Source organism: Oleiagrimonas soli, assembly GCF_000761445.1.
GTDB classification, from domain to species: Bacteria; Pseudomonadota; Gammaproteobacteria; order Xanthomonadales; family Rhodanobacteraceae; genus Oleiagrimonas; species Oleiagrimonas soli.
The window spans coordinates 571,600-584,025 of the sequence record NZ_KN196470.1 but is presented as its reverse complement, the minus strand read 5'-3'; the positions used below and the strand labels follow the sequence as shown (position 1 = coordinate 584,025).

Here is a 12,426-nt window from a genome sequence, read left to right as displayed (position 1 = left end):
TTGAGATTCAGGCCAGAAAGCCGCCGTCCAGCACCCAGCTCGCGCCGTTGACGTAGCTCGCCGCCGGCGTGCACAGGAACGCGACCGCGGCGGCAATCTCCTCGGGCTGCGCCGCGCGCCCCAGCGGAATCTGCGCGCGCAGGAAGCGCATCAGCTTGTCGTCGTCCAGCAGCGCCGAGGCGAAGCGGGTGTCGGTCAGACCGGGCAGCACCGCGTTCACGCGGATGCCCTGCGGACCGAGCTCGCGCGCGAAGCTTTCGGTCATCGACACGATGGCCGCCTTGCTCATCGAGTAGGCGCCCTGCCCCGGCGCCGGCCGCCGCGCGTTGATCGAGGCGACATTGACCACCGCGCCGCCGCCCTTCGCCTGCATGCGCCGCACGGCCTGCGCCGTGGTGTAGAAATAGCCGCGCACGTTGACGTCGAGCGTCTTCTGGAAACTGTCCAGATCCTGCGCCGCCAGCGGCCCGTAGTACGGATTGGCAGCGGCGTTGTTGACCAGGATGTCCGGCGCCACATCGCGTGCGTCGAGCGCGGCGAAGCCGGCCTCGATGGCATCGGTGTCGCCCATGTGCATGGCCAGCGCCTCGGCCGCGCCGCCTTCGCCGCGGATCGCCTCGGCCACCTTCTCGCAGGCATCCAGCTTGCGGCTGCTGACCACGACATGCGCACCCCAGCGCGCCAACTGCCGCGCCGTCGCCTCGCCGATACCGCGCGATGCGCCGGTGACCAGAGCGACCTTGCCGTGCAGGTCGAACGCTTCCATCGAACTCATGAGCATCCCTCTGCGGATTCGTTGCGGACACGCCGCACGCAGGCATCGGCCGCGGCGGCGCAACGCCTTCCAGCATCGCATGGCGACGCCGGTCGACGCACCCGCCAAGCCGCGCGCATCAGCCGCGCGCGTCGGGATGCAGCAGTGCGGTCAACACGTGGTCGCGCCAGGCGCCGGCGATCTTCAGGTAGCTGCGCGCGTAGCCCTCGCGCTCGAATCCGAGCCGCTGCAGCAGCCGTTCGCTGCGCTCGTTGTCGGGCAGGTAGTTGGCCATCACGCGGTGCATGCGCAGGTCATCGAAAGCCCAGACCAGGCCGGCCTGCAGCGCTTCGTGCATCAGTCCCTCGCCCTGCCGATCCGCAGCGATACCGTAGCCCAGATGGCAGGCCTGAAAGATGCCGCGCACCACATTGGCGAAGGTGAAGGTGGCGAGGATGACGCTGTCGTCCGGCGACAACACCAGCAGCGGATACGCGCGATCGGCATGCGCCGCCTCAATGTGCTCGACGATGGCGCGCTCGCAGACTTCGAGCGTGTAGTAGCCGTCGTCGCGCTCCGGTTCCCACGGCGCGAGGTGCGCGCGGTTGTCGCGGCGATAGGCGAGCAGACGCTCGGCGTCGTCCTCGCGCGGCAAGCGTATGTGGGTGCGCTCGGTGCGCAGGTCCGGCAGCGGAATCATCGCGGTCGCCATCCTTGAAACGGAGCGGAAGCATACCCGCTCCGCGCCGCATCGGCAGGCCCACAACGAAACGGACCGGGCACGAGGCCCGGTCCGTTCATACCTTCCCTGGCTTGCCTTACAGACCGAAGTCCTGCAGGAAGCGATTGGTGTACTCCAGCGCCGAGGTGCCGGAGACCGAGTTGCAGGTCGGCGACGCGTAGCCGCTGTTGCTGGCGCACGGCGTGTCGCGGTCCAGCGACCAGAAGTGCACGCCGGCCAGACCGTTGCTGACGGCGTAGTTGCTCACCGTGTCGACGTCGTTGACCGTGAAGATCTCGCTGGACACGTCGTTCATGCCGATCATCGGCGTCAGCTCGATCTTGCTGGCGGGCACGCCGTAGGTGTGCTCCAGATTCACCGCGGCCTGGATCGCCGACTGGCCCATGTCGCAGGAACCGTTGACGACCACGCACACGCCCGGGCTGGCCGAGCCGAAGTCCATCACCATCAGGTTGATGGTGTAGTTCTGCAGGCCGTTGCTCTGGATCGCCTGCATCACGCTGTTGCCCAGCGAGTTCAGGCCGCCGTAGCTGCCGTCGGACGCGGCCAGCGTGGCCAGCGTGAACGAGAAGCGCAGGTTCGGATACTGCGACTCGGCGTAAGCCACCTGCTGCACCAGCGCGTTGAGCTGCGACGCGGTCTGGCCGCCTTCGATGTCGAAGTCGACGCCGACCATGTGCGGCGAGTAGTAGCGCTGGATGAACTGCACCATCGAGGACGGATCCGAGCAGCTGAACGTGCCCGCGGCGCCGCCGGTGGAGACGATGTAGTCCACGCCCGCACTGTCGAGCGCCGAGACGTTGGCGCTGGCGAAATCCGCACCAGGCACGCCGCCCCAGTTCTCGCTGCCGCAGGTGCCGGTGGCGAAGGCCAGGGTGATCGCGCCGAGGTTCGGCTCGTAGTTCGAGATCAGGCTGCCGCTGCCGACCACCGGGATCAGCGAGCCGGTGACCTTGGTCGACATCACGTTGGTGTTCCAGTTCAGATTGACGGTGATGTCCTTGTACGGGCTGAAAACGAAGCCCGCCGGCGTACCGCCGCCGCCACCGCCGCCACCGCTGGACACGGTCACGGACGCGCTCTTGCTGCCGGTCGCACCGCCGTTGTCGGTCACGGTCAGGGTGACGGTGTAGGTGCCGCCCGCGGCGTAGGTGTGGCTCGGGTTGGTCGCGGTCGAGGTCGCGCCGTCGCCGAAGTTCCAGGCGCGCGAGGCGATGGAGCCGTCGCTGTCGCTGGAGGCGTCGGTGAAGCTCACGCTCAGGCCGTTGATGGCATCGGAGAAGTTTGCCGTCGGCGGATTGTTGCCGCCACCGCTGCTGCCGCTGCAACTGCCCTGCGAGGTCCACGGCTGGCCGGAACCGCTCGGGCCGCTGTGGGTGGCCGGGTCGTCGCCCTGCGTCCACCAGTTGGCCTTGTAGTTGACGCCGTTCTCACTGGCGACGTCGCCGCCGTTGTACGCGGTCGAGGCGCTCCACGGCGCGGCGCAGCCGCCACTGCCGGTGCCGCCACCGCCGGAACCCGACGAGCCGCAGGCGCCCTGCGACGTCCACGGCTGGCCGGAACCGCCGGGACCGTTGTTGGTCGCCGGGTCGTCGCCCTGCGTCCACCAGTTGGCCAGGTAGTTGACGCCGTTCTCGCTGGCGACGTCGCCGCCGTTGTACGCGGTCGAAGCGCTCCACGGTGCGGCGCAGGCGGTGGCCGTCTGCGCATGCGCCACGCGCACGGGCACGACGGCAAGCATCAGCGTGGCGATGCTGCCGCCGACCACGCTGCCCAGGGCACCCAGGGTCAGGTGCGCCCATCTCTTCCATTGCTGTGTGTGCATCATCTCTGTCTCCTCCATTCAGGAATCGCTTGAGTTGGCCTTGCTGCCTGGCGATCGACCGGCCACGTCCGGGTGGTCGGTGGGGACAGTCGCCGTCCGCATCCCTGCGGGCGACCGTTCTGATGCGGTCATTGTTCGATGTGATAGCAACGTTATGACAACGTTGTCTACAAACTTGTCCTACAAGACCGAATAAGACGCCAACGATGTGACCTGGATCACACTTTCCTCGCGCCGCCCCACCGCACGAACGACGCGATGCGCACACGAAAGGACGCCCTCGCGCCTTCGGCACGGCGGAAAATAAACCCAGCAAAGGGTTGCGAAGAAGATGGCGTGCGTCAGGAAGCACCCACGCCCGAGTGCTCACGTCATCGACGTACTAGGAAAGCCCAGTGCACTGGCGAACGACTTTTTGACAACGTTGTCCGATCATTGCCCGCCGCGGGCCCCGCGGTGATGAATCGGCAGATGCAGCGGACGCTCGCGCCAGCGCCGGTAGACGAGCTCGATGCCCCAGGCCAACCCCAGCATGGCGGCCAGCACGCTCAACTGCGCCGGCGTGCGCAGCGCGGTCTCGACCAGAAGACAGGCCAACGCCAGCAGACACGCCGCCGCGCCCAGCCACGCCAGCCACGGACGCGCTCCGGTCTTGCCGGCCAGCCGCGCATTGGCCACGTTGACGGCCGCGAAGATCAGCAGGAAGCCGGTGCTGCCCATGGTCGAGATGTTGGACAGATCGAAGCCGTTGGCCAGCGCCAGCGTCAACGCGGCAGTAATCAGCAGGCCGACGACGGGACGGTTCCAGATGCGCCGCTCCAGAACACTCGGCAGTTCGCCGTCCTGCGCGATGACAAAGCTCAATCGCGCCGCGCCGTACAGCGTGGCGTTGATCGCCGACGCCGTGGACAACAATGCGGCCACGGTGATGACCATGTAGCCGGCCGTGCCGAGAAACGGTCGCGCGGCCTCGGCCAGCGCGTAGTCCTGGGCCGCGACGATGCCGTCCACGGACAGGTTGCCCAGCGTCACCGCCGCCACCGCCAGATACAGCACGATGACGAAACCGACGCAGGCGTAGAACGCGCGCGGCAGGGTGCGCTTCGGATCGCGCACGTCCTCGGCCGCATTGGCGATCAGCTCGAAGCCCTCGTAAGCGACGAAGATGATCATGCCGCCGGCCACCACCGGCAGCCAGCCGGCCCAGTCCGAAGGCGCCAGCCGCTGCGTATCCATACCGAACAGGCCGATGCCGACGAACACGGTCAGGATCAGGATCTTGATCGCCACGATCCAGCGCTCGGCGGCGCCGATGGCCTTCACGCTGAGCAGGTTGAGCGCGGTGATCGCCACGATCACCGCGCTGATCAGGGCGTGCGTCCAGAAACCCCGCTGGTCGGCCGGAAACAGCAGCGCGCCATAGCTGCCGAACGCATGCGCGTACAGCGACAGCATGACGATGTAGCTGATCCACAGCAGCACGTTGGCGGTACCGGTGAACAGGCTCGGCCCGAACGCCTGATACAGGAACGTGACCGTGCCGCCCTGCGACGGAAACGCCACCGACAGCTTGGCGTAGGACCACGCCGTGACCAGCGCGACCAGACCGGCCAGCAGAAAGGCGATGGGCGCGGCGCCGTGGGCCAACTGCACCGAAAGACCGAGCACGGCGAAGATACCGCCGCCCACCATGCCGCCGACGCCGATGGATACCGCGCCCCAGAAACCGATCTTGTCCGTCTGCATTCGCCTTCCGTCGTTCGCGCCGCGGGTGCGGCCAGCGGCGATGATGCCACGCAGGCACGCGGCGGCCCGACCCGAGGCCGACCGCCGCGCGTGCGCGAATCAATCCTCGTCGGGATCGACTTCCAGGTCTTCCTCGAACCGCAGGTGCTTGACGCTGCGTCCGTGACGACGCACCAGCTTCAGCGCCTCGATGCCGACCTTGATGTGCGATTCGACATACTCGGCGGTGACCTTGCGGTCGCTGGCCTCGGTCTTCACGCCCTCGGGAATCATCGGCTGGTCGGACACCAACAGCAGCGCGCCGGTGGGAATGCCGTTGGCGAAGCCGGCGGCGAAGATGGTCGCCGTCTCCATGTCCACCGCCATGCAACGCGTCTGGCGCAGATAGCGCTTGAAGTTTTCGTCGTGCTCCCACACGCGGCGGTTGGTGGTGTAGACGGTGCCGGTCCAGTAGTCGTGGCCCAGGTCGCGGATCATCGTCGACGCGCCGCGCTGCAGCTGGAACGCCGGCAGCGCCGGCACTTCCGGCGGCAGGTAGTCGTTGGAGGTGCCTTCGCCGCGGATGGCCGCGATCGGCAGCACCAGGTCGCCGATCTTGTTCTTCTTCTTCACGCCGCCGCATTTGCCCAGGAACAGCACGGCCTGCGGCGAGATCGCCGACAGCAGATCCATCACCGTGGCGGCGTTGGGACTGCCCATGCCGTAGTTGATCATGGTGATGCCGTCGGCGGTGGCGTTGGGCATCGGACGGTCGGTGCCGCGGATGTCCACGCCGTGCCACTGCGCGAACAGCTCCAGGTAATGCCCGAAGTTGGTCAGCAGGATGTGGTCGCCGAAGTCGCCCAGTTCGGTGCCGGTGTAGCGCGGCAGCCAGTTGGCGACGATTTCATTCTTGTCTTTCACGCGGATTCTCGCATCGGGCGCATCGCGTGGCGACGCGCGACGCCGGCGACGCCACGCCGGCAGGAAACACTTCGTTCGGATATCCCTCTTATTGTACGCGCTTGCGCGTGCATCGGCGCTGCGATGCGCCCGTCGACATGAACGGCGGCGCACCGGGCGGCGCGCATTTTTGCCAGTCGCGCGCGTAGACCGTCAGAATGGGGCGTCGCGAATAAGGAGATGCACCATGCTGCTTGCGGGAATCCTCATCGCCCTGATCGTGCTGTTCGCCTTCGCCATCGGCGGACGCGGCTGGCAGGCCTGGACCGCCGCCCTGACCGTGCTGTTCCTGACCTGGCTGGTGCACGGCGTGGCTTCGCCCGTGCTGTTCGGCTTCCTGTTGCTACTGACCGTGGCGCTGGCGCTGGTCACTGGCTTCGCGCCGCTGCGGCGCGCGCTGTTCGCGAAATCGCTGATGCCGCTGATGGGCCGCGTGCTGCCGCGGCTCGGCGAAACCGAGCGCATCGCGCTGGAAGCCGGCACGGTGTGGTGGGACGCCGAGATTTTCTCCGGCATGCCCAACTGGAGCCGACTGGAACATTTCCGCTGCCAGCCGCTGAGCAAGCGCGAACAGGCCTTCATGGACCAGCAGGTCGACACGCTGTGCCGCATGCTCGACGACTGGCAGATCGAGCAGGACCGCGAAATGCCCGAGGCGGTCTGGGACTACCTCAAGCGCGAGCGCTTCTTCGGCATGGTCATCCCCGAGGAATTCGGCGGCCTGGGATTTTCCGAGATTGGTCATTCGCGCGTGGTCACGCGTATCGCCAGCCGCTCCATCGCCGCTGCGGTGACGGTGATGGTGCCCAACTCGCTCGGCCCCGGCGAACTGCTGCTGCACTACGGCACCGACGAACAGAAGCAGCGCTACCTGCCGCGCCTGGCCGACGGCCGCGAAGTGCCCTGCTTCGCCCTGACCGGTCCCGAAGCCGGCTCCGACGCCGCCGCCACGCAGTCGACCGGCATCGTCGAACGCGGCATGTACGACGGCGAGGAAGTGCTGGGCATGCGCCTGACCTGGAACAAGCGCTACATCACGCTGGCGCCGGTGGCGACATTGATCGGCCTCGCCTTCCGCCTCAAGGACCCGCACGGCCTGCTCGGCGGCGAGGAAGATCTGGGCATCACCTGCGCGCTGATTCCGCGCGACCTGCCCGGCATCGAGATCGGCCGCCATCACGACCCGATGGGCGTGCCGTTCAACAACGGTCCCATCGTCGGCACCGACGTATTCGTGCCGCTGGACGCCATCATCGGCGGCCGCGAACAGATCGGCCACGGCTGGCGCATGCTGATGGAATCGCTGGCCGCCGGCCGCTCCATCTCGCTGCCGGCGCTGTCGATCGGCGCGGCGCAGATGGCCACCCGCATCTGCGGCGCCTACGCCACCGTGCGCGAGCAGTTCGACACCCCCATCGGCCGCTTCGAGGGCATCGAGGAACCGCTGGCGCGCATCGCCGGCATGACCTACGTGATGAGCGCCACGCGCACCCTGACCTGCGGCGCGCTGGACGCCGGCGAGCGTCCCGCCGTGCTCGGCTCCATCGCCAAGGCTTACCTGACCGAAGGCATGCGCGAAGTGGTCGCCGACGCCATGGACATCCGCGCCGGCGCCGCCATCCAGCGCGGCCCGCGCAACTTGCTCTCGCGCATGTGGATGGCGATCCCGGTCGGCATCACCGTCGAGGGCGCGAACATTCTCACGCGCTCGATGATCATCTACGGCCAGGGCGCGATCCGCTGCCATCCGTTCGTGCAGAAGCTAATCGGCGCGGTCGAGGAGAAGGACGAGGCCAAGCTCGACAAGGCCCTGTTCGGCTATATCAACTTCGTCTGCACCCGCGCCATGCGCGCCTTCGCGCTGGCGCTGACCGGCAGCCGTCTGGCCGGCGCGCCGGAGGGCGACCTGAAGCGCTTCTTCCAGCACCTGTCGCGCTTCTCGGCCGCGTTCGCCTTCGTCTCCGACCTGTCGATGGCCACGCTCGGCGGCACCCTGAAGCGGCGCGAGAAAATCTCCGGCCGCCTCGCCGACGCGCTGGCCTGGCAGTACATGGCTGCCGCCGCGATGAAGCGTTACATCGACGAACCGAAGATCGCCAGCAACTACGACCTCGCCCGCTGGAGCGCCGCGACCGCGCTGTACCGCACCCAGGAAGCGCTGCGCGGCGTGATGGAGAACCTGCCCAACAGCGCCGCCTCGTGGCTGGCGCGCATCGTCGTGTTCCCGCTGGGCGCGCGCTTCCGGCCGCCGTCCGACGGTCTCGGCCGACGCGTGGCGCGCACCATCCTCGAAGACCGCGAGGCGCGCATCCATCTGACCGAGGACATCTTCGTGCCGCAGGGCGACGAGGTCGGCCTGGGCATGCTCGAAGCCGCGCTGGACAAGGCCGTGCGCGCCATCCCGGTCGAGACCAAGATGCGCGACGCGGTGCGCGCCGGCCGGCTCGAACGCGCGCCGGGCTACATGCTCGACGATCTCGCCCTGCAGGCCGGCGTCATCACCAGCGAGGAGTACGAACTGCTCGACGAAGCGCGCGAGGCGCGCAACGAAGTGGTGCAGGTCGACGCCTTCGATGCCGACACCTACAAATCCCTGCGCTGAGGACGTTCAGCTGCGACATGCAACCATTTTGGATGACACAACGTAGCTTGCACTGGAAGAGCTGATTACGTGATAGGTTTCACGCTGTCAGCCATGCGTATCACGTCGGGAGGGTTCTATGCGTATCGGTCTGGTCATGGATGCGACGTGCGATCTGCCACTGGAATTCGTGCAGAAAAACAACATCACAGTGCTGCCGATCCTCGTCAACGTCGAGGGCGAAACCTTCGCCGATCAGCGCGATCCGGTTGAAACCCAGCGCTTTCTCGACTCGAACATGGGCAGCCGAAGTCACGGCGCGGAAACCACGCCCTATTCGTCCGAGGAAGTCATGCAGCTGTTCATGGAACGGCTGGTCATCGACTTCGACTGCGTGTTCTGCTTCACCATCACCGCCACGCGCAGTCCGGTGTTCGAGCAAGTCAACAAGGCCAGCTTCGCGATCCTGAAGAACTACCGACCCGCGCGCCAGGAAGCCGGCGTGCCCGGTCCGTTCCTGATGCGCGTGATCGACACGCAGACGCTGTTCGCCGGCTCGGCGATCCCGGTCATCGAGGCCGTGCGGCTGCTGGAGACCGAACAGAGTCCCGGGCAGATGCGCGAACGCCTGGAGCAGGTCGCGCAGAACACGCACGGCTTCCTGATCCCGCGCGACCTGAACTACCTGCGCCAGCGCGCGCGCAAGCGCGGCGACCGCAGCATCGGCCTGGTCGGCGCGACGCTGGGTTCGGCGCTGGACATCAAGCCGATCCTGCGCGGCTGGCGCGGCAACACCGAGCCGATGACCAAGGTGCGCAGTTTCGAGGGCGCCGCCGAAACCCTGTTCAAGCACATCGAGGATCGCATCCGCCACGGGCTGATGGTGCCGGTCGTGTCGCTGAGCTACGGCGGCGATCTCGACGTGATGCACCACCTGCCCGGTTACGACGACCTGCGCCGGACCTGTTCCGACCACGGCATCGACGTGATGGAATGCCCGATGAGCATCACCGGCATGGCCAACACCGGTCAGGGCGGTCTGTGCGCCGGCTTCGCCAGCGAGCCGTACGAAGCGAACTTCTGAACGAGCGCACCCGCGTTCACGCGCGGCGCGCTACTATCGGCGCATGTCCACGCAGCAAGCCACACGCACACGCCGGGCCGCGATCGTTCGCGGCCTGCCGTTGCTGCTGCTCCTTTTCGGCGCGCCGGCCGCGGCCGAGACGATCTACAAGTGCACGGCCCGCAATGGGCAGGTCAGCTACCAGGACACGCCCTGCGCGCGCAGCAGCCAGCAGCAGACGCTGAACATGCCGACCCCGCCGCCGGCGACCAGCCTCCCGGCACCGCCTGCCGCGCCGGTACCAGCCACACCGCCGCCGGTACGTATCGCGCAGACTCCCGCGCCGGCAGCCGAACCGGTCACCCTGCCGCAGCTGTACAGCTGCGTGCGCGCTACCGATGGCACCTCGTATGTCAGCCGCGACGGCCATCCCAACGCCTACCTCGCGCCGCTGGGCATGCTCGGTGCGTTCCAGTCGCCGCTGTCGAGCGTCTACGGCGGCAAGAACGCGACCCAACGCGCGGCCTCGGACCCGCAGCTGGCGCGCGGACGAATCACGTCGGGCCTGATCGCCAGCAATTACACCTGGGTGCAGGACCGCTGCCGGCCGATGAGCGCGTACGAAATCTGCCTGACCTTGCGCGACCAGCTCAGCGACGTCGAAGACAAGATCCACAAGGCGTTCCAGAGCGACCAGCCGCCGCTGGAACGGCAGGCCGCCGGCCTGCGCAAGGACATGGCCGGCTGCAACCGCTGATCGCTCCGCTCAGGCGGCGCGCCGGTGCCGCTGTTCGTGATCGAGCAGCCAGCGCTTGGCCTCCATGCCGCCGCCGTACCCGGTGAGGCTGCCATCCGCGCCGATCACGCGATGGCACGGCACGATGATCGACAGCGGATTGGCGCCATTGGCCGCGCCCACGGCGCGCACCGCGCGCGGCCGGCCGATGCTGCGGGCCAGATCGGCATAGCTGGCAGTGCGCCCGTAGCCGATACCGAGCAAGCCGTCCCAGACCTGCCGCTGGAAGTCCGTGCCGTGCGGGCGCAGCGGCAGATCGAAGTCGAAACGTTCGCCGGCGAAATAGGCCTCGAACTGCACGCAGATCGCAGCCAGTCGCGCGCGATCCGCGCGTACCGGCCCGAGGTCCGGCGGCGGCTTGCGCGACTGCGGCAGATTCACCCGCACCAGCGCGCCGTCTTCGTCGGCGATCAGGGTGAGCACGCCGATGGGCGTGTCGAGGCGGTCCTGGTACAACATGATCGTCACTCCTCGCAGCGCCACAGCAACAACGTGGCGTAAGCGCGCCACGGCCGCCAGGCCATGCCGCGCGTTTCCAGTTCACGGGTCGAAAGCGTGCGTCCGCCACCGGCGCGACGCCGCAGGATCAGGTCGGCCGCGGGGAACGCGTCCGGGTGACCGAGCGCGCGCAAAGCGATGTAATGCGCGGTCCACGGACCGATGCCCGGCAGCGCCGTCCACATCGCGACGAAGGCATCCAGTCCGCGCTCGGCACGGAAGTCCACCTCGCCGGCCGCGACGGCCGCAGCCATCGCGCGGATCGTGCGCGCGCGCTGCCCCATCACGCCGACCTCTTCCAGCGCGGCTTCGGCCAGCACGCCCGGCGCGGGGAACGCGTGCGCGGGCGCATCGTCGTCGACCTCCATGCCCAGCGGCTCGCCCCAGCGATCGACGATACGCGACGCCAGCGTGCGCGCCGCGGCGACGCTGACCTGCTGGCCCAGCACCGCACGCACCGCGATCTCGAATCCGTCCCAGCAACCCGGCACGCGAATCCCGGGCTGCGCGCGAAGCAGGCGCTTCAGCAGCGGATCGCCGGCCAGTCCGAGTGCGATGGCCTGCGGTTCCGCATCCAGATCGAACAGCCGCCGCACGCGCGCCACCACGTCGGTCAGCACGTCCGCGCGCGGATGCTCGACATGCAGCTGCAGTGCCGGCTCGCCGTCCAGCGCCTGCACGCGCAGCCGCCCCGCGTGCCCTTGCAGCCGGAACACGCGCTCGTAGGCGTCGCCCGTCACGCGCTCGATACCGGGCACCGCGCGCGCTGACAGGAACGCCAGCATCGCCGGGAAATCGTAGGGCGGCCGATAGCCCAACCGCAACCGCACGCCCTGCGTCTCGGCGGCGACCCGGCGACGGCGCATCTCGCGTGGCGGCACGCCGAAGCTGTCGAGGAACGCGGCATTGAAGCGGCGCACGCTGCCGTAGCCCGCACCCAGCGCGATCTGCGTGATCGGCAGCGCGGTCTCGTCGAGCAGCTTGCGCGCGAACAGCAGCCGCCGGGTCGCCGCCACCTGCAGCGGACTCGCGCCCAGGGTGTCGGCGAACAGGCGTCGCAGATGGCGTTCGCTCAGGCCGGTACGCTCGGCCAGCGTGGCCACCGGCGCGTGGTCCAGCAATCCATCCTCGATCATGCGCAGCGCACCGGCCACCAGTTCATTGCCGCTGCGCCACGCCCACGCACCCGGCGCCAGCTCCGGCCGGCAGCGCAGGCACGGTCGATAACCGGCGGCGGCGGCCGCAGCGGCGGTCGCGTAGTAGGTCACGTGCTGCGGCTTGGGCGTCGGCGCGGGACACACCGGCCGGCAGTAGATGCCGGTCGAGCGCACCGCGGTGAAAAACAGCCCGTCGAAGCGCGCATCGCGACTCAGGCGTGCCTGTTCGCACACCTGTGCATCGGGAACATTCGGCAGAGCGACGACGGTATCCATGCGGCAAGCTTAGCGCCACCGGAATCGGATACTGGTCGTTTTCGGC

General features: G+C 68.2%; 10 protein-coding genes. 3 read left to right on the top strand and 7 right to left on the bottom strand.

Annotated features, from left to right (window positions below; all coding sequences use genetic code 11):
* Nucleotides 1-7: 7 nt before the first annotated feature.
* The 5 genes from LF63_RS02480 to LF63_RS02460 form a co-directional block, all read right to left on the bottom strand.
* Nucleotides 8-775, bottom strand: coding sequence for a glucose 1-dehydrogenase (locus LF63_RS02480; RefSeq protein WP_043102972.1), 768 nt, complete (start codon nt 773-775; stop codon nt 8-10).
* A gap of 118 nt (nt 776-893) precedes the next feature.
* A complete protein-coding gene (locus tag LF63_RS02475) occupies nt 894-1,454 on the bottom strand; it encodes a GNAT family N-acetyltransferase (RefSeq protein ID WP_043099395.1) in 561 nt (186 codons plus the stop codon).
* Between the two features lie 118 nt (nt 1,455-1,572).
* Nucleotides 1,573-3,324 carry a PKD domain-containing protein gene (locus LF63_RS02470; protein ID WP_081945052.1) on the bottom strand — a complete coding sequence of 584 codons (1,752 nt, stop codon included), beginning with the start codon at nt 3,322-3,324 and terminating at the stop codon, nt 1,573-1,575.
* Between the two features lie 429 nt (nt 3,325-3,753).
* Nucleotides 3,754-5,067, bottom strand: coding sequence for an APC family permease (locus LF63_RS02465; protein ID WP_043099394.1), 1,314 nt, complete (start codon nt 5,065-5,067; stop codon nt 3,754-3,756).
* A 99-nt stretch (nt 5,068-5,166) separates the two neighbouring features.
* Nucleotides 5,167-5,970, bottom strand: a complete 804-nt coding sequence (locus LF63_RS02460; RefSeq protein ID WP_043099393.1) for an AMP nucleosidase — start codon at nt 5,968-5,970, stop codon at nt 5,167-5,169.
* Between the two features lie 226 nt (nt 5,971-6,196).
* On the opposite strand from LF63_RS02460, the gene LF63_RS02455 reads away from it, so the two are divergent.
* The 3 genes from LF63_RS02455 (at nt 6,197) to LF63_RS02445 (ending at nt 10,410) form a co-directional block, all read left to right on the top strand.
* A complete protein-coding gene (locus tag LF63_RS02455; RefSeq protein WP_081945051.1) occupies nt 6,197-8,611 on the top strand; it encodes an acyl-CoA dehydrogenase in 2,415 nt (804 codons plus the stop codon).
* 118 nt (nt 8,612-8,729) lie between these two features.
* Nucleotides 8,730-9,674, top strand: a complete 945-nt coding sequence (locus LF63_RS02450; RefSeq protein WP_043099392.1) for a DegV family protein — start codon at nt 8,730-8,732, stop codon at nt 9,672-9,674.
* A gap of 43 nt (nt 9,675-9,717) precedes the next feature.
* Nucleotides 9,718-10,410, top strand: coding sequence for a DUF4124 domain-containing protein (locus tag LF63_RS02445; RefSeq protein WP_052394593.1), 693 nt, complete (start codon nt 9,718-9,720; stop codon nt 10,408-10,410).
* Nucleotides 10,411-10,419: 9 nt separating this feature from the next.
* On the opposite strand, the gene LF63_RS02440 is transcribed toward LF63_RS02445, so the two are convergent.
* Both LF63_RS02440 and LF63_RS02435 read right to left on the bottom strand, forming a co-directional pair.
* Entirely contained in the window at nt 10,420-10,908 is a 489-nt protein-coding gene (locus LF63_RS02440) for a methylated-DNA--[protein]-cysteine S-methyltransferase (protein ID WP_043099390.1), read from the bottom strand.
* Between the two features lie 5 nt (nt 10,909-10,913).
* The gene (locus LF63_RS02435; RefSeq protein ID WP_043099388.1) at nt 10,914-12,380 is read right to left on the bottom strand and encodes a DNA-3-methyladenine glycosylase 2 family protein; all 1,467 of its coding nucleotides are present in this window, start codon (nt 12,378-12,380) and stop codon (nt 10,914-10,916) included.
* Nucleotides 12,381-12,426: the final 46 nt, after the last annotated feature.

What these genes read in the sequence shown, in the direction of transcription:
- LF63_RS02440 (WP_043099390.1), bottom strand. Translation starts at nt 10,908, where the DNA reads ATGTTGTACCAGGACCGCCTCGACACGCCCATCGGCGTGCTCACCCTG.
- LF63_RS02450 (WP_043099392.1), top strand. Translation starts at nt 8,730, where the DNA reads ATGCGTATCGGTCTGGTCATGGATGCGACGTGCGATCTGCCACTGGAA.
- LF63_RS02470 (WP_081945052.1), bottom strand. Translation starts at nt 3,324, where the DNA reads ATGATGCACACACAGCAATGGAAGAGATGGGCGCACCTGACCCTGGGT.
- LF63_RS02455 (WP_081945051.1), top strand. Translation starts at nt 6,197, where the DNA reads ATGCTGCTTGCGGGAATCCTCATCGCCCTGATCGTGCTGTTCGCCTTC.
- LF63_RS02435 (WP_043099388.1), bottom strand. Translation starts at nt 12,380, where the DNA reads ATGGATACCGTCGTCGCTCTGCCGAATGTTCCCGATGCACAGGTGTGC.
- LF63_RS02465 (WP_043099394.1), bottom strand. Translation starts at nt 5,067, where the DNA reads ATGCAGACGGACAAGATCGGTTTCTGGGGCGCGGTATCCATCGGCGTC.
- LF63_RS02480 (WP_043102972.1), bottom strand. Translation starts at nt 775, where the DNA reads ATGAGTTCGATGGAAGCGTTCGACCTGCACGGCAAGGTCGCTCTGGTC.
- LF63_RS02475 (WP_043099395.1), bottom strand. Translation starts at nt 1,454, where the DNA reads ATGATTCCGCTGCCGGACCTGCGCACCGAGCGCACCCACATACGCTTG.
- LF63_RS02445 (WP_052394593.1), top strand. Translation starts at nt 9,718, where the DNA reads ATGTCCACGCAGCAAGCCACACGCACACGCCGGGCCGCGATCGTTCGC.